This is a genomic window from Parabacteroides leei (assembly GCF_023369805.1).
In the GTDB taxonomy this organism is placed as follows: domain Bacteria; phylum Bacteroidota; class Bacteroidia; order Bacteroidales; family Tannerellaceae; genus Parabacteroides; species Parabacteroides leei.
Genome location: NZ_JAMBQG010000026.1, coordinates 1 through 23,985, shown reverse-complemented (window position 1 = coordinate 23,985; position 23,985 = coordinate 1). Strand labels below are relative to the sequence as shown.

The 23,985-nt window shown below is 38.5% G+C and carries 13 protein-coding genes and 1 pseudogene; 2 read left to right on the top strand and 12 right to left on the bottom strand.

Features of this window, described 5'->3' with window-relative positions; translation table 11 throughout:
* Positions 1 to 522: a DUF4833 domain-containing protein gene (locus tag M1P97_RS23905; protein WP_195372038.1), complete on the top strand. Its 522-nt coding sequence runs from the start codon at positions 1 to 3 to the stop codon at positions 520 to 522.
* A gap of 70 nt (positions 523 to 592) precedes the next feature.
* Here the strand turns inward: M1P97_RS23905 and M1P97_RS23900 are convergent, their stop codons facing one another.
* From M1P97_RS23900 to M1P97_RS23845, 12 genes and pseudogenes are all read right to left on the bottom strand, one after another.
* Positions 593 to 1,840: a DUF1015 domain-containing protein gene (locus M1P97_RS23900; RefSeq protein WP_195372037.1), complete on the bottom strand. Its 1,248-nt coding sequence runs from the start codon at positions 1,838 to 1,840 to the stop codon at positions 593 to 595.
* A 12-nt stretch (positions 1,841 to 1,852) separates the two neighbouring features.
* Complete coding sequence (locus M1P97_RS23895; protein ID WP_195372036.1) at positions 1,853 to 2,776, bottom strand: NAD(P)-dependent oxidoreductase; 924 nt, start codon at positions 2,774 to 2,776, stop codon at positions 1,853 to 1,855.
* A 2-nt stretch (positions 2,777 to 2,778) separates the two neighbouring features.
* Positions 2,779 to 3,846: a 3-phosphoserine/phosphohydroxythreonine transaminase gene (gene serC, locus M1P97_RS23890; RefSeq protein WP_195372035.1), complete on the bottom strand. Its 1,068-nt coding sequence runs from the start codon at positions 3,844 to 3,846 to the stop codon at positions 2,779 to 2,781.
* Positions 3,847 to 4,033: 187 nt separating this feature from the next.
* The gene (locus M1P97_RS23885; protein WP_249390399.1) at positions 4,034 to 5,305 is read right to left on the bottom strand and encodes a replication-associated recombination protein A; all 1,272 of its coding nucleotides are present in this window, start codon (positions 5,303 to 5,305) and stop codon (positions 4,034 to 4,036) included.
* 225 nt (positions 5,306 to 5,530) lie between these two features.
* Complete coding sequence (locus tag M1P97_RS23880; protein WP_195372033.1) at positions 5,531 to 6,694, bottom strand: site-specific integrase; 1,164 nt, start codon at positions 6,692 to 6,694, stop codon at positions 5,531 to 5,533.
* 482 nt (positions 6,695 to 7,176) lie between these two features.
* Positions 7,177 to 8,685: a RagB/SusD family nutrient uptake outer membrane protein gene (locus M1P97_RS23875; RefSeq protein WP_249390398.1), complete on the bottom strand. Its 1,509-nt coding sequence runs from the start codon at positions 8,683 to 8,685 to the stop codon at positions 7,177 to 7,179.
* Between the two features lie 21 nt (positions 8,686 to 8,706).
* On the bottom strand, positions 8,707 to 11,583 hold the full coding sequence (locus M1P97_RS23870) for a SusC/RagA family TonB-linked outer membrane protein (RefSeq protein WP_262923256.1): 2,877 nt from the start codon (positions 11,581 to 11,583) through the stop codon (positions 8,707 to 8,709).
* Between the two features lie 487 nt (positions 11,584 to 12,070).
* A complete protein-coding gene (locus tag M1P97_RS23865; RefSeq protein WP_249390397.1) occupies positions 12,071 to 13,438 on the bottom strand; it encodes a RagB/SusD family nutrient uptake outer membrane protein in 1,368 nt (455 codons plus the stop codon).
* Positions 13,439 to 13,461: 23 nt separating this feature from the next.
* Positions 13,462 to 16,314, bottom strand: a complete 2,853-nt coding sequence (locus tag M1P97_RS23860; RefSeq protein WP_195372030.1) for a SusC/RagA family TonB-linked outer membrane protein — start codon at positions 16,312 to 16,314, stop codon at positions 13,462 to 13,464.
* A 210-nt stretch (positions 16,315 to 16,524) separates the two neighbouring features.
* Positions 16,525 to 17,670 (bottom strand): AAA family ATPase, encoded by a 1,146-nt coding sequence (locus M1P97_RS23855; protein WP_249390396.1) that lies wholly within the window; start codon positions 17,668 to 17,670, stop codon positions 16,525 to 16,527.
* An 842-nt stretch (positions 17,671 to 18,512) separates the two neighbouring features.
* Positions 18,513 to 20,108: a RagB/SusD family nutrient uptake outer membrane protein gene (locus M1P97_RS23850; protein WP_249390395.1), complete on the bottom strand. Its 1,596-nt coding sequence runs from the start codon at positions 20,106 to 20,108 to the stop codon at positions 18,513 to 18,515.
* Positions 20,109 to 20,137: 29 nt separating this feature from the next.
* Positions 20,138 to 23,062: pseudogene (locus tag M1P97_RS23845) on the bottom strand (SusC/RagA family TonB-linked outer membrane protein); the annotation flags it as partial.
* A 601-nt stretch (positions 23,063 to 23,663) separates the two neighbouring features.
* Here M1P97_RS23845 and M1P97_RS23840 point away from each other — a divergent pair.
* Positions 23,664 to 23,985, top strand: a 322-nt coding sequence (locus tag M1P97_RS23840) for a carboxypeptidase-like regulatory domain-containing protein (protein WP_249390394.1), incomplete at its 3' end; no start/stop codon positions are given.

Here is a 23,985-nt window from a genome sequence, read left to right as displayed (position 1 = left end):
ATGAAACATATACTTATAATTCTCCTATCCTGTTGCCTGATGATATCTGCATCTGTTTCTGCTGCCAATCCGGATGAAGACACCTATCCAACTGCAGAAAGGCTTTTTCATATCGCTCGCAGTACCAATAAAAACTTAGTGTGCTATGATATTAATCTGGAGAACGGCAGACTAAATATCAAATCACCACTTAATGTCTATTGGGTGAACCGCGAAGAACGTCCGGGAGAAACCAACGGATTAAGTTATTTCCAACGTAAGATGGCTTACGGATATAAACTTGTATCGACAGAAGACGATTCAGCAGAAGTCACATTAAGTGCTTATCCCGCTAAAGTACTGACTATTTGCAAGAAGGATGGCAAGTATATTTGTCTGGCTACTATCGACAACCAACAGGCAAAACTCGAATCGCTCTATGTCAAAACCAAACCGAGCAATCCGCTAGGTGTTGAATATGTAGAACTGCAAGGAACAGCGACAGCCACTGGAACCAAAGTGACCGAAAGGATAAAGAAATAAAAGAAAGCGGATATGTCAGCTATTTCCTGCATATCCGCATTTCTATTTATAAAATATAAATTACCTATTCTTATACCAATTTATGAATAACCAGTCCCGAACGTAGTTTGGGTTCGAACCAGGTTGTCTTAGGAGGCATGATATTACCGGTATCGGCTATATCCATCAATTGTTTCATAGTAACGGGATAGAGAGCCAAGGCAACCTTCATTTCTCCGCTGTCTACACGACGTTTCAATTCGCCCAAGCCACGGATACCACCTACAAAGTCAATTCGTTTATCAGAGCGCAGGTCTTTAATACCCAGCACTTCATCCAGAATCAGATTAGAAGAGATTGTAACGTCAAGCACACCGATCGGATCATTGTCGTTGTATGTTCCCGGTTTAGCTGTCAGAGAATACCATTTATCTCCCAAATAAAGGGAAAAATTGTGTAAACCTGCCGGTTTATAGATATCCATACCTTTATCTTCTACTATAAAGTTTGTAGCTATTTTTGCTAAAAACTCTTCTTCCGTAAGTCCGTTCAGGTCTTTGACAACACGGTTATAGTCGATAATAGTCAACTGATTAGCCGGAAAACAAACAGCCATGAAGTAGTTATATTCTTCATCTCCACGATGGTTCGGATTTTGCTTCGCCTTCTCCGCTCCTACCAAAGCTGCCGCTGCCGAACGGTGATGACCGTCAGCTATATACAATGAGGGCATCGCTTCAAATAACTCGGTGATACGAGCAATATCTTTATCTTCGTCAATGATCCAGAAAGTATGGCCAAATCCATCCAACTCTGCCACGAAATCATATTCCGGAGCATTCGCCGTATATTTCTTTACGATAGCATCCAGTTCGGGATTGTCAGGATAAGCAAAAAATACCGGTTCGATATTGGCATTGTTCACACGAACATGCTTCATACGGTCTTCTTCTTTATCACGACGGGTCAATTCATGTTTTTTGATGTTACCTCGCAGATAATCATCGACATAAGCACATACAACCAGACCATACTGTGTACGTCCGTTCATAGTCTGTGCATATACATAATATTGTTCCTTCTGATCCTGAACCAACCAGCCTTTCTCCTGAAACAACCGGAAGTTTTCAGCAGCCTTTTCATAAACAGCCGGATCATGTTCGTCTGTTCCTACCGGAAAATCTATTTCCGGCTTAATAATATGATATAATGACTTTTCGTTTCCTTTTGCTTCTTCGCGTGCTTCTTCAGAATTCAACACATCATAAGGGCGCGAAGCGACTTCTTTTATTAAATCTTTCGGCGGACGGATGCCTTTAAAAGGTTTTATCTTTGCCATAATGTTGCGGATTTATTTATTAACTCTGAACTTCTCGTTACCATTCTGAATGAAATCCACGATTTGTTTTGCAGCAGCAATACCGGCATTGATATTTGCTTCGGCAGTCTGTGCACCCATCTTTTTAGGAGTAGCAAAGTAACGATCCGGATATTTGGCAGCCAAGTCTGCATCGATAGCAGGCTTAATATCTGTAATATACTTAAAGTCAGGACGTTCTTCCATCATCTTGGTCAAACCTGCTTCGTCAATCACCTCTTTACGGGCTGTATTGATAACAATAGCTCCTTTAGGCATAGAGTTCATCAATTCAAAATTGATAGAACCTTTTGTTTCAGCCGTTGCCGGGATATGAAGAGAAACAATCTGACAGGTTTTGAACAAGTCGACAGTAGAAGCAACCGCTTTGACACCATCTTTTTCAATTACCTCTGCCGGACAAAATGCGTCATAAGCATATACATCCATACCAAACCCTTTGGCAACGCGGGCAACATTGCGTCCGACATTACCATAGGCCAGGATACCGAGTTTCTTACCCATCAGTTCTGTACCGGAAGTTCCGTTATAGAAATTTCTGACAGCATAAACCAGCATACCGAAAACAAGTTCAGCCACGGCATTGGAATTCTGTCCCGGAGTATTCATTACACATACATTATGAGCCGTAGCAGCAGCCAGGTCTACATTATCGTAACCGGCACCGGCACGAACAACAATCTTCAGTTCTTTAGCAGCATCCAACACAGGAGCATCGATAATATCACTGCGGATAATAACTGCATTCGCATCTTTTACAGCATCCAGTAATTGAGCTTTGTCCGTATACTTTTCCAGAAGAGCCAGTTCGTAACCTGCAGCTTCCACCACTTCACGGATACCTTTCACTGCTATCGCAGCGAAAGGTTTATCTGTAGCAACTAATACCTTTGTCATGATTAATGCTGTTTTTCAAATTCTTTCATTGTAGCAACCAAAGCTTCCACGCTGGCCTTAGGCATCGCGTTATAAAGAGAAGCACGGAATCCGCCTACTGAACGGTGTCCTTTAATACCTACCATACCGGCAGCAGAGGCGAATTTACTGAATTCTTCTTCCAGTTCTTTATATTCGTCGTTCATTACGAAGCAAACGTTCATAATAGAACGGTCTTCTACAGCGGCAGTACCTTTGAATAATTTATTACGGTCAATTTCATCATAAAGGATAGCTGCTTTTTCAAGGTTCATCTTTTCGATAGCAGCTACACCGCCCAGTTCCTTATACCATTTCAATGTTTGCAGAGCTGCAAAAATAGGGAATACAGGAGGCGTATTAAACATAGAATCTTTCTTGATGTGCGTATTGTAATTCAACATAGTAGGGATGGCACGATCTACATGCCCCAAAGCATCCGTACGTACAATAGCCAATGTTACACCTGCAGGAGCCAGGTTCTTCTGGGCACCGGCATAAATAATATCATATTTGGAGATATCGATCGGACGGGAGAAAATGTCAGAAGACATATCAGATACCAAACGAACCTTCATATCCGGATCGTAACGCATTTCCGTACCATAGATCGTATTATTGGATGTAAAATGGAAATAATCCGAATCTTCAGCTACTTGATAACCTTTCGGGATAAAAGTATAGTTTGCATCTTTTGAAGAAGCGACAACGTCTACTTCTCCGAACAACTTAGCTTCTTTGATCGCATTAGAGGCCCATGTTCCGGTATCCAGATAAGAAGCTTTCTTATTCAGCAAGTTGAAAGGAACCATACAGAACTGCATGCTGGCACCACCGCCCAGAAATACAACCTCGTAACCAGCCGGAACATCCAGAAGTTCTTTAATCAATGCTCTGGCTTCGTCGTTTACTGCAACAAATTCTTTACCTCTATGAGATACTTCAAGAATCGATAACCCTGTACCTGCGAAATTTTCAACAGCTGCTGCTGCATTTTTAATCGTGTATTCGCTCAGAATAGAAGGTCCTGCAGAAAAATTGTGCTTCTTCATATCAATTTCTTTTTAATGTTATATATTATTTAAGTAACGTGTTTTTTAAAACAGGCGGCTAATGTACGAATTTAATTGAAATGAAGAAATCAAAAAGTATAAATTATTAGCAAAAAGCAACATTTACCTCTTTTCTAACATCTTTTATACAGTAGTTCTTCCTTTTTCAATTATTAATTGTCAATTATCAAAACCGGTCTCCCCACAGCTTTCTCATTTGCTCGACCAGTTTTTGTTCCGCCGGATTATTCTGCCCTTTCCAGAAGCGTTGATTAAGCACTTCTTTAGGCAAATACTCCTGTTTAACAAAGTTATCTTTATAATCATGAGCATATTTATACTCTTTGCCGTAATCCAGCTCTTTCATCAAAGCTGTCGGTGCATTACGCAGATGAAGCGGGACAGGCAGGTTACCGGTACGTTCCACCAATGCCAGCGCATCGTTTATTGCCATATAAGCCGAATTACTTTTAGGGCTACTAGCCAGATAAACAGTCGTCTCCGCTAAGATGATCCGTCCTTCAGGCCAACCGATTTTCTTCAAAGCATCAAAACAGGCATTTGCCAATAACAGGGCATTCGGATTAGCCAAGCCGATATCTTCGGCTGCTGAAATCACAAGCCGACGGGCGATAAACTCCGGATCCTCCCCTCCTGCCACCATACGGGCCAGCCAGTAAATAGCACCGTCAGGATCACTTCCCCGAATCGATTTGATAAAAGCTGAAATTATATCATAATGCATTTCACCGCCTTTATCATAAGCTGCCGGATTCTCCTGCAAACGCTCTACAACCCTTTCATCAGTTATTTCTATCTTATCCGTCTCTTCGGCAGAGACAACCAACTCCAGGATATTCAGAAGCTTTCTGGCATCACCACCGGAATAGCGCAACATGGCATCCGTTTCTTTCAACTGGATATCTTTCTCCTTCAGTATAATGTCTTCTTTGACTGCTTTATTCAACAATGTAAGCAAATCGCTTTTATCCAGCGACTTCAGAACATAGACCTGACATCTGGATAATAGCGGACGAATAACTTCAAAAGAAGGATTCTCCGTTGTTGCTCCAATCAACGTTACAACTCCCGTTTCTACAGCATTCAACAAAGAATCCTGCTGGGATTTACTGAAACGATGTATTTCATCAATAAATAAAATCGGAGATACGGTATTGAAAAAGCGATTTCCTTTTGCTTTTTCTATTACATCACGTACATCCTTCACCCCCGAACTGATCGCACTCAAAGTATAGAAAGGGGCTTCCAGTTTATTGGAAATGATTTGTGCCAACGTCGTCTTCCCCACTCCCGGAGGTCCCCAAAGAATAAATGAGGGTATACGTCCTGCATCAATCATTTTCCTTAATACAGCGCCTTGTCCGACAAGGTGTTTTTGTCCGATATAATCATCCAACGTCTTTGGACGTAATCTTTCTGCTAAAGGTTGACTCATCATGCAGACAAAAGTCGGATATTTTATTTACTTTTCAAAGCATAAATACCGTAAAAATATCAAGGAATTATAATGTTTGAAAGCAGTATTTTATAACAAAAAGCAAGACACACCACATACACACCTAGACATTACCAGGTATATTGTATCATTTTGTCAGCACGCATTAGAGAACACAGAAAAATTCATAATACATTTTCTACGTTCCCTAATGCCATTTTCGTATAATTATTTAATGCCTGTCAGGCTGGAAAGGTCACGCACAACTGTCATATCCATAATATTACTATATATTTCTGTTGTTCGTACGCTTTTATGCCCCAGAAGTTTCTGCACAGTTGTTATATTTGCTCCATTATATAACAATAATGTAGCATTCGTATGCCTGGCTGTGTGGAATGAAACTTTCTTATCTATATGAGCCATCTTACAAATCCGGCGAAGTTGCTTATTCACATTCGAATTTGAAGAAGCAGGCATATCAAACAAGGTCCATGGATTATTCTTATACCGCTCATAGATCGGTAGCGACTTTCCATCAAACAACAAAAACAAAGGTAAACGTACATTTACATCAGTCTTAATAGAAGAGTAGATCAACCATATTTTATCTTCTATGCAAAGAAAATTTTCTCTTGTTATACTTACTATATCCGAAAAACGAAGTCCAGTATAACAACTAAACAGAAACATATCCAAAGTCCGCTGAAGTGTACGACGCCCCTTTAGGTTAAGACTCTCCAATTGCTCCAGCTCTTCCGGAGTAAGATGAGATCTTTTACTTTCCATATATTTGATCTTGTATTTACGGAAAGGATACCGATGCAAATCGAATAAATCTTTATTGATCGCCAGATTGATATAACGTTTCAGATGTTTCATATGTTTGGCGATCGTATTCCGGTGATACTTATGTACCAACAGGAAATGCTCAAAATCGCAAAGAAAATTATAACTTAAGTCGTTAAAACTAACTTCCGCCTGGTAAGATGAAAGAACCTGCAATGTTGAAAAATGATTTTTCATCGTTGACGGTTTCAGATTACTCTGTTTAATCTCATTTAGCATAAACAGAGAAAAAGAAGTCTGACCAGCCTCAGGTTTCTCTTTCAGATCATTCAATGAAAATTCCTTGCCACTATGGACTATTTCAAGCTCCAGTTGTTCTAATTCCGCAACAAAATTAGACAGATACTGATTCAGAGACTCCATATTTGGATGATTCTTTACAGCTTTTCTCTTTGCGTCCCACTGATAAGGCTTAATATAAACCTTTGTTGAAAAATACTTCTTCTGCTTGTTCAGATAGGCCTCTACCTGAATCAAAGCTTTCCCTTCTGAGTTTAACAGTTTCTTACGGTTAAACACCAAGTTGTAAATTACTTTTTCCATGATATATATTTTATTTTCTGAATGAAACACGAAGGAACGACAATAAGTTCTTTCTTTCGTATAAGACAAACTAAAAGTTTGTTATCACATATTTACCGGAGTTCCGACAAAATTTGGCGAATACTCCGACCTGCCTTAAAAAACAACCGATTCTGTTGCTGCTGCTCTTCTTTTCGGTTACAAAGATAAAAGAGACTTACCAATCATAAAAAACAAAAAACAAGAAGAGACTACCCAAAAAGGGAACTAAAATTCACAAAAAACGTAATTGGTTCAGAAAGTGAAACATAGAAGATTCATTTTTTTAGTGATAGAAAGAAAAAAAATAAAAAAGTGTTGCTTAGTGATAGATAAAGTCAAAATTAGACCGACACTATTTTAACAGATCCCCCAATATATAAATACCCGATAAAGATTAATAGAACTTTATCGGGTATTTATTTACAGCATGCTAGAAACATGACTTGAATACTACATCTGGATTATTCTCCATATCCGGGATTTTGCTGACCCTTCATTGCCGGATTTGCATTTAGTTCATCCTGGGGAATAGGAAGTAAAACCTTATAGAAATCACGGCTAAAGCTACGTGCCTCTTCTCTCAGTGCTGAGTGCCAACCTCTGTCTTCCGCAGAAGTATAGCGAACAACCGTCTCGTTATTACGCATTGAATCAAAGAAACGATGGCCTTCACCAATTAATTCTTTTCTTCTTTCCAACAACACTCTATCAACCGTAATAGTTGTACCTTGTACGGTATTATCCAGATTAGCACGCTTTACAATGGCTTCCAGATATTCTGTCGCTTTATCATTCTGATTACCTAATTTTGCTGCTGCCTCTGCCCCATTCAGATACACCTCGGACAAGCGAAGTAGCGGTACATTATTATAACGCAAGTCACTCAACCCATCTGCCGGATATTTATTCAGGAACACAGTATTTGTTCCATAAGTCTTCTTATAGTCAGCAGTTGCCGGAGCCAGAAAAACACCATGACGAACATCATTCGGATCTTCATTCAGCAAATCCAGAAACTTTTTAGTAGCTACTATATCTGCATATCCGTCTTCATTATACAAATATGCAATTCCTTCACGGTCGGTCCAGTCTGTAGAACCAGTTATAGCAATCTCAAAAATCATTTCATTCGGATGAACTCCACTGATCTTACTCCAAGCAGCAACATACTCTTCATTTTTCCACAATTTATAAGGTGAGTTCTCAATAATATCTTCAGCAACATCCAATGCTTTCCGATTTTCTCCCTGAGTCAGGTAAACTCTGACTAATAAAGCTTTAGCAGCCCATAAATTAATATAACCAGGAGTGGATTTTTCAGACAAAGCATTAGAATCAATTGCATCATTCAAATCCTTAACAACTTGTGTATAGACCTCTTCAACTGTATTTCTCGGTAGTTTAATTTCAGAATCCATCACTGAAGTAACCAATGGTACACCCAAAGAAACCGGAGCACCGGGAGCCGTATAGGTTTTACCATAAACACGAACCAAATCAAAGTGTGCCATTGCGCGAGCCACTTTAGCCTCTGCGGCATACTGTGCAATAATATCAGCTGCATCCTCCTTATCAGTCAACAATCCACTTTCAGCAGCTTCAATGATTCGATTCGCACGTCCGATAACCACATAAGGAGTCTGCCAAATATCCGGAGCATTATCAGCTGTTGAATAGGTCATGTTATAGCATAACTGAGAACGGCTTCCTGATTTATCAGATTGCATGTCATCCCCACGTACTTCCCCATAATAAAACATACGAGCAGCATAATAATCATTAAAACTAGAAGTTCCTTTTATCATCTGATACATACCAGCACGTACAGAAGAAAGGTCAGCACTTGTAGTGACAGCCTCATTTGCCTCTACCTGATTGCCCGGCTCTACATCGAGCCAGTTATTGACACACGACGATAAGCCCGCTACCAATGTAGCACCAACCAATGCCTTATATATTATATTCTTCATACTTATATCTTTTTTTAATCATTAAAAACCTATTTCGATGCCAAATGTATATGTTCTCAAAGCCGGCATTTCAAAAGTACATAAGCCATCCACCGGCATCTCCGGATCAACCAACAAATCTTTTGACTTCCAAGTTAGCAGGTTATTTGCAGAAAAATAGATTCTGGCTTTAGAAACTCCACTCTTAGATAAGAGTGTCTTAGGTGCAGAAAATCCTAACGACAAATTCTTAACACGAAGATAGTCGGTTGGCATTAACCAACGTGATGAAAGTACACGGGTATTACCATATTTAAATTTAGGCAACTTAGCATTATCTCCTTCCTGCTTCCACATATTTTCCAATTTATAATATGAAGGAATAGCACCATTCGTTGTATAGTCACCACCATTATCATGCAACCAAGTCGCATAATCCAAAGCTTGTCCACCTAAAGAATAAGTTAATGTCAGGTTTAAATCTATAAATTTCCATTTCAGGAAATTAGTCAATCCCCCTTCTACTTTCGGATCATGGTATCCAACGATAACTTTCTGTGCTTCGGAAACATTTGTTGTTGTTTCGTTTGTTCCGTCATTCTTATAATACATCTCATTTCCAGTCTTTGAATCCACTCCTGCATATTCAAACATATAATAAGAATAATACGATTCACCCACACGATGTATCAAAGCACCGTCTATTTCTTCTGTTTGAATGCCATCTAATTTAGCCAGCTTATTCTTATTATGTCCGATATTAAATGTAGTTGTCCAAACCAGATCTGGTGTTTGCATATTTGTAGAAGTTAAACTAAACTCAACACCTTTATTTTCTAATGATCCAACATTTTGTAAAGTTGTCGGGGCATAACTGATCGGATCATAATAACCGGGGATATATGAAATACGTTTGTTCATCAATAGATCACTTGTTTTACGGGTATAATAATCAAACGTAAAATTCAGACGCTCCAATAATGTCAAATCCAGACCAATATTAAAAGCTTTATTTTTCTCCCATTTCAAATCCGGATTACCGATACCGATGATCCCCATACCAGACTGTCCGTTATAAATTTGACCTGCCCTATACATATTAGTCATATAGCTATAAAAATCATCTGGTTGCGTTCCATTAACACCATATGACAAACGCAATTTCCCATCAGTTAAAACATTTTTGATTGATTCCGTGAATGATTCCTGCATAAAACGCCAAGATCCGGAGACCGACCAGAAATTTCCCCAACGGTTGCTTCTTGCTAAACGGGAGCTGCCATCACGACGAAAACTAACACCTGCATAATATTTATTATCAAAATTATAGTTTACACGCCCCAGGAAAGATGTTAAACGTGATTTGTCGCGATTGCTATCTGAAGAAGTTTCTCCTGCATTAGAAATTTCATTCTTATAACCAGGATACTGAGAACCATGAGTATAAACCCATAAATCAGTATAATCTTCTGTTTCAAAACCAAGTAGTGCATCTACATTATGCTTCTGAGCAAATGTTTTAATGTAACTCAACTGAGTTTGTGTGGTTAATGTTCCAAGTGACCGATTATAACGTTGAAACACACCATTGGAAGAACGGCCGTCGTTACTACGTGGATCCCACCATACAGATTCCACAGAAGAAGTATAATCGTAGGCAATCTTTTCACGCAATTTTAATTCGTCCCAAATAGTAACAGTTGCAGCAACTGTATTGAACGAACGGGTTATATCATTGCGGTCATAATTATATGTACTTGTTTCAACAGGATTCGCTCCACCTGTCAAAGGGAAGTTCGAACTAAAAGTTCCGTCTTCATTATAAGGTACCGTGGAAGGTGATGCAGTCCAAAAAGCATTCATGATCGGACTTGCAAAAGACGTTCCTTCATTAGTCATATTTTGATGTATACGCGAAAACAAGGTCGATGCCTCAAGTTTTATACGCCCCGCCTCATGAGACAAATTTGCATTACCAGTCATACGCTCCAGTCCAGAGCGTTCCGTAATACCATCTTGTTTACCATAAGCCAGAGATGTATAGAATTTCGTTTTTTCACTTCCTCCCTGAGCACTAATTTCGTAATTTTGATGACTACCATTTTTAAACAAAATATCTTTCCAGTCTGTCCAACCATTTGAAGGTTTTGTTGCAAAATAATCAAGATCCTCGAGTAATGCCGATTCCGCTTGTGCAGCAGACATTCCTTCCTCATCCATGTAGTAATTTTTCAAACCGAACTTAATCATTTCACGACGATCGTCACCATTAAGTGTAGGACGATAATTTATAGCCATATTAGAAAATCCCCAGTCACTACGGAAATTAAACTGAGTTTTCCCCGCTGCTCCTCTTTTAGTAGTAATAACAATTACGCCGTTTGCAGCACGTGAGCCATAAAGGGAAGCAGCAGCCGCATCCTTGATTACAGTAATAGATTCAATATCATTCGTATTCAAAGTTGCCAATACATTTGTACCGGTACTATTATAGCCATCTCCTGTTTTCGGAGTATTAAAAGCACTAATATTGCCCGATTGTACCGGAGTACCATCAATAACATATAATGGATCATTTCCTGCATTCATTGATCCCATACCGCGGATTCGAATTGAAGTCGTAGCACCTGGTGCACCGGAATATGAACTAATTTGAACCCCTGGAATAGTTCCCGCCAGCTTATCCTCCATAGCCATGGTTGGGATATCTTGTAACTTTTCCGTTGTCATCGTAGAAGCAGCTCCGGTGAAAGTAGACTTTTTAAAAGAGCCATAACCAGTAACAACTACTTCTTCTAATAATTCGGAATTGGTTTTCAAAACCACTTCTACCATAGGTTTTATAACCACCTCCTGGCTTTTCATACCTACATACGAAATTACCAGAGTCTTTGCAGAACTACGTTTTGTGTAATACATTCATAATCAGCATGTTAAATTTAAAGAGAAAATATATATTACCTGAGAAAACAATATTCAATTTAACTTTTAATTTTAATCCACCTCTCTATATAGCACTGATAATTAATATATTAATATTGACAGCTAATAAAAAAGGTAAAATCTGATATTCAATTTAAAATACCAAATTTCTACCTCAAAAACAGAATTATTAACATTTATCCATGCAAGCAATATAGAAAAACTACTTGAATTCTCGTAAAATCTTTCGTATTGGGATTTGTTTAATTCCTTCATACGAACTTCCTTCTAACTCATCCATTGTATAATCATTTTGGGATAATTGGCTTTTAATCCTCCCAATTTATAGCACTTGGTAAAAGCATCTAAACTATCTTCCAGTTTATGAAATTACATAAATTCATTGTAGGTATCACTCAATTACATTCATAAAAAAAGCCGCTCCTCAAAGAAGCGGCTCTTCATATTATAGATTATACTCTGGCTAATAATTAGGGTTTTGTTGTAACTTTCCACCAGATACATTTATTTCAGTCATAGGCATAGGAAGAATTGTACGATAATCGTCTGCTTTGATTTCTCCTGCAAACTTATTATTTACTGATTTTCCATTTCTCCAATAATCCCAGGAAGTATGTCCTTCTGTAAACAGCTCTAAACGTCTTTCCATTAATATATCATCCAATGTAACGGAAGTCACATCTACATAACCGGCTATACGATTCTGACGGAGCGTATTAATATACTGAGCAGCTTCTCCAGCATTACCTTCTTTCAAAGCACATTCTGCAGCAATAAGATAAACTTCAGACAAACGAATCACTTTTGGATTGTTCACATAAATTTGTCCGTCACGCCCTTTATATTTTTGCGGATAGAATCCAGTATAGCCATTATCAGACTCTTCTGCAATAAGCTGTGTTCTGATATCATTTGGACGAGCATCAAATTCGGCTTTAAAACTTTCTGTGAATGCACATTCTCCATAGCCTTTTGCATGTGTATAATAACCGATAGAGTTACGTTGAGCATTATAAATGGAAGTTGTCAGTATTTCAAACATAGCTTCATTTGTTCCTTCTTTATCCCAAACAGAAAGATATTCATCTATAGAATAAAGTTTATAAGGGGAAGATGCTATTATTTCCTTACAATCATTCAATGCTTCAGCATATTTACCCAGATACAGATAAGCACGTGCACGGATACCTAAGGCTGCCCAATAATTTATATGTCCCTGAGCCTTATCCTTTGTCAGCATAGGAAGTGCTTTATTCAAGTCGCTGATTATAAAATCGTAAGTAGCCTGCAAGGTCGCTCTTTCACCAATATAACTGGTTTCAAAAACATTATCAGACAATACGACTCCCAACCCATTCATATCTCCTGTTGTCGGTAACTTTGCAAACAGTCGAGCCAGATCAAAATGATACAAAGCACGCATTGCATACAATTCCCCTTGAAGATTAGTAATATCTCCTTCTAAATTTTCCGAAGCAGCTAAAACACTGTTAATTCTTGCCAGAGACACATAGAATACCTTATAAAAACTGAACACCAAAGAATGGTTTTTATCCAGTTGATAACGGTACATAGGACCAGCGTGATTCACAGTAGATATAGATTGAAAATCACCGCCACGCAGATCGGCAAATAAAGTAAAATCCGCACCATACGAGCCTACTTCTGTTGCCTGATAAGCATAGACACCATTTACTGCATTTTGTAAATCATCGACGGAAGTAATAGCTTCATCTACCGGCAGGCTTGTTCCTGGTGTTTTCTCTAAAACATCGTCACAGGCTGTGCCCAACAGCATAAATGCTAAACTAACCAAATATATTTTTTTCATATTCATTCCCTGTTTTAATTAGATTATAAAGTGATATTAACACCAAAAACAAAACTTTTGGTAGGAGGTGTATCTGTTTGACGATAACCATTCAATGGCACATCAGGATCTACACGATCACACTTAGACCAGATCATAAACGGATTATTTGCCCGGAAATAGACTCTCAGGTTGTTGAATACATTTTTCCATACCGGAATATTATAACCCAAAGTGATCTCACGCATACGGATATTATCAGAAGATACAATAGTTCTGCTTGAGAAACGATCTGAACGATATGGATTGGCATATATAGGCTTAGGATAATCGACTACGTCACCCGGATTTTTCCAGTAATTGCCGGCTACATCGTTTTCAACATTAAACGAACCGAGTCTTAATCCATCATGATGGAAAAAATATCCAGGATAATCAAACATATCACCGCCAAACTGGTAAGTGATCAGGAATGATAAATCAAAATCACGATATTTGAAAGTATTCGTCATACCTCCGATTACATCAGGTACAGCTTTTCCTACAATACCTTTTTCTGCTTCTGAGTAGTAATTAACTACGCCTTTGCTATGATCTTCCGGATCCTTCCAGAATTCACCTAATCCGGTTTCCGGGTTAACCCCTTTCCATTCCGGCAGATAGAACGTATACATTGATTCTCCTTCGCGATGTAAATACATTTCTCCATCGCCATATTGGATGTCTTTGCCGTCAGGAAGCTTATTGATCTTTACTTTTTGATAAGTCAAGTTGAAGTTCGTATCCCAAGAGAAATCGTTGTTTTTAATATTCTGCGAATTTACTTCTATTTCAAGGCCACTATTTTTTAATTCTCCTAAATTTTGCCAGTTGTTTTCAAAACCAGTTACAATAGAGGTAGGAACTTTAAATAAAAGATCGGTTGTCTTTTTATTATAATATTCAACTGTTAGATTTACGCGTTGATACATATTCCAATCCAAACCAATATTAAAGTTCTGAGATTTTTCCCAGCCTAATTTAGTATTTCCGGCCTGATCCCAATAGATAGCAGAAGAAGGACCATACCCTGAACTGAATGAATACAAAGCTAAGTTTGCATAATAATCGCTAGGCAAGTTACCATTCGTACCATAAGAGAGACGTAATTTCAAATCAGAAAACAGATCGTTATCTTTCAGGAAGTCTTTATTGATTCTCCAAGCACCTGATACAGACCAGAAGTTAGCCCAACGATTATCAGCACCTAAACGGGAAGAACCATCCCGACGAAAACTGGCAGATAAATAATATCTGTTGTCATAATTGTAGTTTGCAGTTGCCAGGTAAGAAACTAGTCCGGATTCATATACATTACTGTAAGCGTTATCAGGCTGTCCGTTACCTAATTCAGGCAATTTATCGGTCGAGTATTGTTTAGCGGTAGCTATTATGTTTGTCAACTGTTGATTTTCAACTTCAAATCCGCCCAATACATCGAATGAATGTACATCATTCCACAAGTTTGCATAGCGCAAAGTGGAAGAACTTGTCAAATTACGGTTTTCATAATTGTAACGTGAGCCTAACCCCTTAACAGATTCACCATCCACACTGTTCGGACTCCAATATTCGAAGTGTTTTGTATCGATGAAGTCATAACCTAAAATACTTTTGAAAGTAACTTTATCAGAAAGTTTCACCTGAACATCTGCATTTGTCAAACTACGCATTGTTTTGGATTTGATCCATTGATCGATACCCAGCATTAAATGAGGATTGGAAGCTGCTCCCCAATTGGCATTTTCGTTATAACTTCCATCAGGATTCTTTACCGGAGCTGTCGGATCGGAAGAGAATACCAAACTAAGAGGAGACGATGTTCCAATCCCTTGCTCTTGGCTACCTTGGTCACGACCACCAGCCTGTTTAGAATAAGCGATAGATTGCTTAACACCAAAACTCAACCAATCATTTACTTGATGATCTAAGTTTAAACGGCCTGTTAAACGTTCAAAATCTGTTCCAATAACAATACCTTCAGACTTGTTGTAGCCGAATCCTACATAGAATTGTGTCTTATCCGCTCCGCCGCTAATTGCAACCTGATGATCTTGAGTCAATGCTGTGCGATACACTTCATCTCTCCAATTAGTATCAGTCTTACCGGAAGGATCATTAAAGAAAGAAGCCATATCACCTTCTGAATCAATGATAGCGTATGCTTCATCACGATTGGTGGCATCTCCATTCAAAATGTAATAGTTCGACAATGCTTCTTTGCCGTATTCTAGTATTTGACTGGCAGTCATAGGAACAAACTGTTTTACAGCCATATTAGACCATCCAACTTCACCTGTATAGGAAACTTTTGTTTTTCCTTTTTTACCGGATTTAGTAGTAATAATAATTACACCGTTAGCGGCACGTGATCCATACAAAGAAGCAGCAGCAGCATCTTTCAACACTGTCATGTTTTCAATGTCATCCGGATTTAAAGAACTAAGGATGCTGGATGTTTTACCATAATAGCTCATATCGCTATCATTTTTAACAGGAACGCCATCTATTACATACAGAGGCGACTTTGACGCACTGATGGACCCAACACCACGAATGTTGATCTCACCAGGAGAACCTGGATCACCTGTAGTAGTAGTTACACGTACACCTGTCAATTTACCTGCTAATGCTTTATCCAGAGATTCTTTTGAACCAGATACAATTTCTTCAGCATTAACGGCTTTTGCAGAACCTGTAAAAGAGGCTTTTTTAGCAGTGCCATAGGCAACAACCATCACTTCCTCCAATGCCTGGCTGGAGGTTTGTAAAAGCACTCTAATCTGGGGTTTAACAGAGATCTCCTGAGTTTCCATACCTACGTATGAAACCACCAGAGTCTTTGCAGAACTACGCATTTTCTAATCCTCTGTTATTTAAGCAGTTAATACTATTTGTGAGCCGCTTAAGATCAAATAAGATTCTATTTTTAATTAATAAGCAAAAGAAAACACCGTATGTACAACACTGCTAATCAGGCATTTAATGTTGCAATAATAAAAAAGGCAGAATTCAAATATTATTGAAATAAATACTCAAATTCTACCCTGAAAAAGGAATAAAAGATATTATTTTAACGAGCCTGTATAAATATTTTTAAGCCAATATTCAAAAACCGGATCCTGAAGTTCTGTTATATTCCCGGGTAAAATATCTATCAGATCTTTTTCTAATGTAGCTTTTCTCAAATTCTTTATATTCGCAGAAGTTCCCAATTTATATTTAGTAAGTACATCTTTGGATGAGAAATTGACAACACCTTCCGCCACAGCCAATAAAAAGTTGATTTGTTTAGATGTCAACGTATCTATAATATTGGCAAAAAGAAGGCTGAGTTGGCCTGTCAGACTTAAAAACGCCTCATTTATTATATCTTCGGTGCATTTCTTTTTTGTGCGTAACCAAACTTGCTGGCTCAACTGTTGGACATAATACGGATGATCTTTTACCTTAGCAGCTATTTTATCGCATAAATTTTCAGAAATCTCTTTTCCCGTATCGGTAAAACGCCTGGATATAAACGTTATCCAATCAAGCCTGCCTATTTTATGTAAAAATAATATATCACCGAACTTATAAAAAGGCATACTATAATCATTGAAGATATCCAGAAGCATATGCCTTTTACTTCCGTAGAGGCAATAACAAACAGAGGTTTGCTTCTGCCAATGGGCGCGCAATTTTCGTTGGAAAGCCAAAGAGTCTTCATATTCGTTGATATTCTGAAATTCATCAATGCAAACAATTATTTTCTTACCTGTGTCATTCGCTATCACCTGGGGCAAATCCAGTATCTCATCATAACTCATCTTGTTATCCTTGAAGTTTATACCAAATGATAACTCATAAGTTTGACTGGTGTCAGACATGGAAATTATAGGAGCCATCCGTCCGAGGTATTTTTTCACTCCGGAAACGAATTCTTCCCAGGCAGAAGTCGATACTTTCAAGAGCGCATTCGCTAAAGCGACATAAAACTCTTCTTCTGTGCGACAATTGAAAATATCAACCTGACAGATATAAAAGTCTTTACTTGAACTGAGCAATAATTGCGCCGTTTTGTTGACCAAAGATGTTTTTCCCCATCTACGGGGAGAGATAATGACGGTATTAACCAGGCTATTGAAGTTTTGAGTAAGTAACTTCACTTCCTGATTTCTGTCCGTGAAGTTCTCCTTATCTGCTATACGACCATAAACAAAGGGAGTATTCATATTCTTCTGTATTTTTGATTAAAACAAAGATAAATATAATAAACCTAACCAACAAATTTGAAACCGATCTATTTCAAACCATTCAATTACATCCTTTATAAAAGAGTAATTCTAATGAAAATTGCACGGAAACAAAAAAGCAAAAGGATAGAGTTCATGTATTTCCGCAAACAAATGGAAAAACACTTGCCTGAAATAACATATTGATTTTTATACACAAATATCAATGTCATTTTGATGCTATATAAGATAAATCAAAAACACATACATCACGCATAAATCCTCTTCCAGAAAATGAGAACACACATATTTTAACACAAATATTTCAAAATACAATCTCGAAAGTTCGTTTTAAACAAACTTCAATTTCGTTTTAAACGAAAATAATTTCTGTTTAAACGAAATTGAGATCCGTTTAAAGCGAGATTTACGCAAAAAGGAGTCCGGATTTCGAGAAAATAGCCTGTTAAAAGATTGATTTTATATGCTAAACAACATCTCATCGGCCCTGGAAGCTACAAAATAATAAATAAAACAAAGTGCCAAAAATGCACCAATATAGATAATTTGAAAACACAAAACTCGTTTTGTCTACATATTTATTCCTTTTTTACAGAAATAACAAACCCACTCAGTGTATATGCCATTTCAAAACTCACGCAGAATGGCCTGTATGAAAACAATCTCAACCAGGAGCTCGTATGCTCCCTGCAAACCAATGTTAAATTATCATTTTGATATCCGATAAAAAAGTAGTTCAACATTATTAATATAGCCTGAAAAAAAGTGAACCCCAAGTCTAAGATGACTACCTGGGTTCACTCCTTTTATGAAAAATCCTTTTATTCCCAGCCAGCATTTTGCTGTTTTGCTAATGTCGGATTTCTTAAAATATCGTTTAACGGAATAGGCCAGATAAAACGTTTATCAGTATAAGGAATAAACTTTTTGCTGGAACTATACCATTCAGATTTTACTTCTCCGTTTACAACGAATGCACCTACGCCCTTGCTGTTGTTGTATTCTATTTTAGCAGGGATACCACCGGAAGGGAATAGATCATCATTTGCAAGACGATGAATATCTTCCCAGCGACGGCCTTCACCGTGAAATTCAATACGACGTTCCCAAAGAATAGCTTCTAACAGGGCTTTGGTATCAGCGAAATCCGAAGCCTTATAACTTTCCTGTGCAGGATTTGCCAATGATCTGTCGCGCACTTCGTTCAATTTTTCGAGAGCCAATGTCTTATTATTACTACGTGCTGCAGCTTCTGCCTCATTCAGAAGCACTTCTGAATAACGGAGAATCGGAGCCCATGCATCCTGAGAAGTTGGATCCTGGTATTTATCACAGAAATAATATTTGTCGGATTCACGATATAATAACAAGTTACGACGCTTGTCGTCTTTCGTCCAGTATTTGGAGTTATAAACGGTAGGAGATGACGTTATAATTGCGCGTCCTCCGTCACGTCCCGACATCATCTGACCTAAAGAGCCATTAACATCCGGATTATCTTCCGTACTATTTTCGATCGAGAAAACGGATTCTTTGTTATCGGCACTTGAAGTAAATGGGGTAACCGGGTCTGATTCCAGTTGGAAACGTCCGCCTTCCAGTTTTTCAGCTTCTTCGATAACTTTAGCCCAATTCCGCATATGCAAGTAAACACGGGTCTTTAAAGCAATAGCTGCCCCTTTAGATGCACGGGATATCTTACCAGCAGTGACAACCTCCGGCAATAATCGTTCTGCATCATCCAGATCTTTAAGGATTTGCGCATATGTTTCGGCAACTGTCGAACGGCCAATCTGTAATGCTTCCTGAATAGCTTCCGGTGTATTAATTGCCGTAGTATAAAGGGGCATACCATAATTATTATTACCATCCACATTGTAAGGAAGTGCATAATGAATCATTAAATTATGGTATGTCAAGGCACGCAAAAACAGACATTCGCCTTTATATTGATTGGCTGTCGCTTCATCGAGTATACCATTGCTACCGGCATATTCCTGACCTGCATACACTGTATTATAACGGTTTATAGCCTCAAAAGAGGTTTCCCACATAGCGACATTATTCGCTGTAGACAAATTGTAGGTCGCTGAATAGGTGTAATCGTAAAATACGGCCGTCAGGTTCATATCTTCACCTCTCATTTCTCCTTGTTGTATACTGGCAGCCCCAAATGGATAACCACGTTGCCAACCATTAGTGGAGTTAATATACATACCACACTGGGCTGCATCATAAGCTCCGATCATAGATAACTCACATCGTGCCGGAGTACCGTAAGCTGTCAAATCGGAGAATTTATCGACCGGAGACAGATCCACCACATCGCTTTCACAAGCACTGAATAGGGGTAGCGAAATAAAGGCTGCGCCCAATGCTACAACTGATATATTTTTATATAGTTTTCTATTTAGCATAATTGTAATTTTTCTACTGTTTTATAATCTTAGAATGTAACATTTGCTCCAAAAGTAAACGAACGCTGCTGAGGCATACCATTCCAGTCTACGCCTAAACGAGTGTTAGTTTCCGGATCCAAACCTGAGTATCCTGTGATAGTGAATAAGTTCTGAGCCTGTGCATACACACGGATCTTGGTTATGTTTATTGCCGATAAAACAGATTTCGGCAAAGTATATCCCAGAGCCAGGTTAGAGAGTTTCAGGTAATTTCCTTTTTCTACAAAGTGCGAATCGGTAAAACCGTCATTGAACAAAACAGACTGGTCTCCATAACCGATTTTAGGAGTCATACCGTCACCCGTTTGTGTAGGAGACACCCATCTGCCTAAAATTTCCTTACCATTATTGGCAAATTCCATATTCATCAGAGCACTTTGGCGAGAGGCATTCATGATTTTATTACCACCGGAGAAACGAAGGAATATATTCAAATCGAAATCTTTATAGGTAATTGTATTGTTCCATCCACCATACCAGGTAGGCATGGATGAACCTAATATTTTACGGTCGCTGGATCCTAAAGAGGATGGTTTGGATACGTCTTTAGCATTGGACGGATCATATTCAACATAGTCATACGAACCGAATGTATCGAACTGAACCAGGCTGCCATCAGCTTTTCTCCAGATAGGGTTACCGTTTTCCATATTGACACCGTAATAGTCGTATCCGTATAGCGAACGATAAGATTCACCTTCGCGGATAATTGTGTAATTATCAACAATATCATTTCCGCTATACAATGACTTAACCGTGTTTTTTACAGTAGAGAAGTTCAACTCTGAACGCCAGTTCCAGTCTTTCGTTGAGATAACTGTACCGCTTACGGTCAACTCAAATCCGGAGTTTTTGATTTTACCGATATTATCGTAATATGAGTTGTAAGGAATACCCATTGTCGGAGGAGTCGGAACTTCCAATACAAGGTCTTTTGAATTCTTTTGCCAATAAGCCAACTCAAATGTCAGACGGTTGTTGAAGAAAGAACCATCCAGACCCAAGTCGAACGTTTCAGTCGTTTCCCATTTCAGGTTGTTATTACCCATACGGTTCCAGGCAATACCGGATTGCGATCCGTACAGTTTTGCACCATAAGTTCCCAGATATGGGAAGTTATTACCCAGATCGGAATTACCTAATGTAGCGTAGCTGGCGCGGATACGCAAATCGTTGAACCATTCGTTCACCTGAGCGTCTTTCCAGAAATTCTCACGAGATAAACGCCATGCAACGGAAGCTCCCCAGAATGTACCCCAACGAGTATCTTCCGGTAAGCTGGATAATCCGTCGTAACGGATAGATGCACCTGCATAATACTTACTATCATAATTATAGTTTGCGCGGAACATATAAGAAGCAAGTCCGTTAAATGTTTTGTATCCGCCGATATCTTTTATACCAAAAGTATTGGAGATAATATGGTCTGTAAAGAACCTGTCAGACAACTGCTGAACAGCAGCATCTGTATATTCATACTCACTGTGAGTGTATTCCTGAACAGCAGTTGCGCTTAAATTATGTACATCATTAAATGAACGATTGAAATTCAGTATATTCTGCCAGTTCCAGTTTTCGTAAGTTGTATTTACTTCTTCGAGCAAACCTTTACGTCCGTACCCGTCACCTGATTCAGAGTCCCAATACATAAAGTCTTTTACGTTAGAGATATCGAGACCTCCCTGAGTTTTTAGTGTAAGTCCGTCCATAATAGTGATTTCAGCCCAACCACCACCGATGGTACGTGTATTGGTAGAGCGATTCACATTATTATCCAATGCCCAGATAATGTTTTGAATACCATTATCTATATAAGAAAGGTTATTACCACGTCCCAATGTTTTACGACTTTCCTTATCAATATTATATCCGGTCGGATCGGTCGCATCGAAAACGGCAACATTCGGAAGCATACGGACTCCGGCAAAACCAACACCCCCCAGTGAGTTTTCAGAATTCGATATACCATTCAGTTTTGTACGGCTCATCTGCCCATTCAAACCAATGCGTAACCATTTTGTCGCCTGCTGGGTCAAGTCGGCTTTCAAAGTCAGACGATTCATATCATTTGAACGGACAATACCTTCCTGTTCTGTAAATCCGAAAGATACATAATACTGGCTTTTGTCTGTACCACCGCTGGCTGCAACGTTGTGATTATGCTGAAAACCGGTCTGGAATATATAATCGTTCCATTTTGTATCAGGATCTGAAGCATTATAAACCGCTTGTCCTTTCTCATCCCAGTTTTCAAATTTTTCGTTGGCGATCATGACAAAATCTTTTGCACCTAAAAGGTCATGTAATTTAGCTGCACTGGCTGCACTTACATATCCGTCATAGGTCACTTTAGCACGTCCCTTTGTTCCTTTTTTAGTAGTAATCAAAACAACGCCATTGGCTGCACGCGAACCATAAATAGCTGTAGCAGCACCGTCTTTCAATATTTCAACAGATTCAATATCGTTCGGGTTTATATCCGACATCGCATTGAACGAAGCATACAACTGTCCCAGACCGGTTTTACCATCTCCATTGTCTCCGGTAGCGATAGGCATACCATCTACAATGAACAGAGGCTGAGAGCTGGAGCTGATGGTACTCATACCACGAACCTTAAATTGAGGTCCTGCACCAAGCACCCCGCTAGGAGTGGTAACTTGAACCCCGGCGGCACGTCCTGCCAACTGGGTATCAAATGAGGATGCCACCAGGTTACTGAGGGTTTCGCCTCCAACTTTCGCAATAGAGCTTGTTACGTCTTTTTTACGTTGAGTTCCATACCCTACAACGACAACTTCGTCAAGATTCTGAGTATCGGATTTCAATCTGACATGAACAATAGGAGATACAGGGAGCTCTTGATTTTCCATACCTACGTATGATATCACCAAAGTCTTTGCAGAACTCGGTTCTTTATGCGTCAATCTATCAAAATTCAAAGGCAAAGGCTTCTAAGAAAATGAGTGAATATATATATTGGTATCTTTTATATACTTTTTTATCTAATTAAAACAGAAATAGAAAACTCTCCATTTACTTCTCAATTTTAGAAAATGAACAGAACGCTGGACAGATTTTTCTATTAAAAAATAATAAGAGACGAATTCCTTTCGCTTTACATTTCAACCGAAGATTCTTTTTTTTGCCATAATTAAAAGATAAAAAACGTTTGCATTTTCTACCAGAGTGGAACCCACACCTTTTCAGGCCAAATAAATCTTGATCTGAAGCATAAAACGAATGGGGGTTAAAAATAGATAATTTTAATTTGTGACTTTGCAGAAAACATTAAAAAAAGACCGCTTTTTAACTCCCGAAAGGCTCGTATTAGTCGCTATTTTGTTAATTAACAGTCCTTTTTTTGTAAAAACTTATTAGTTTTTTGTTGTTATAATAAATTTATTATTACATTTGCGGTCTCTCAGGTATGTTTTATAATAGGTTTTTGGCAAAGTATTCACAAATATAGTGCAAATTAGTTATTTATAAGTTAAATAAAAAAGTGTGTCTATGAAAAAGTTGACTTATCTTTTGTTTTGCCTAATTTTAGGTATTGGGTTGGCGACTGCTCAGACGACGAAGGTAACAGGTACTGTTATCTCGGCGGATGATAATGAGCCAATTATTGGTGCATCGATTGTCGTAAAGGGTACGATGGTCGGTACAGTGACTGATTTTGATGGTGCGTTCTCTTTGGATGTACCAAGTTCTGCAAAGACTCTGGTAATTTCGTATGTAGGTATGAAAAGCCAAGAAGCCTCTGTTCAACCGGTTGTAAATATCAGACTAGCATCTGATACTCAAAACCTTTCCGAAATTGTCGTTACGGCAA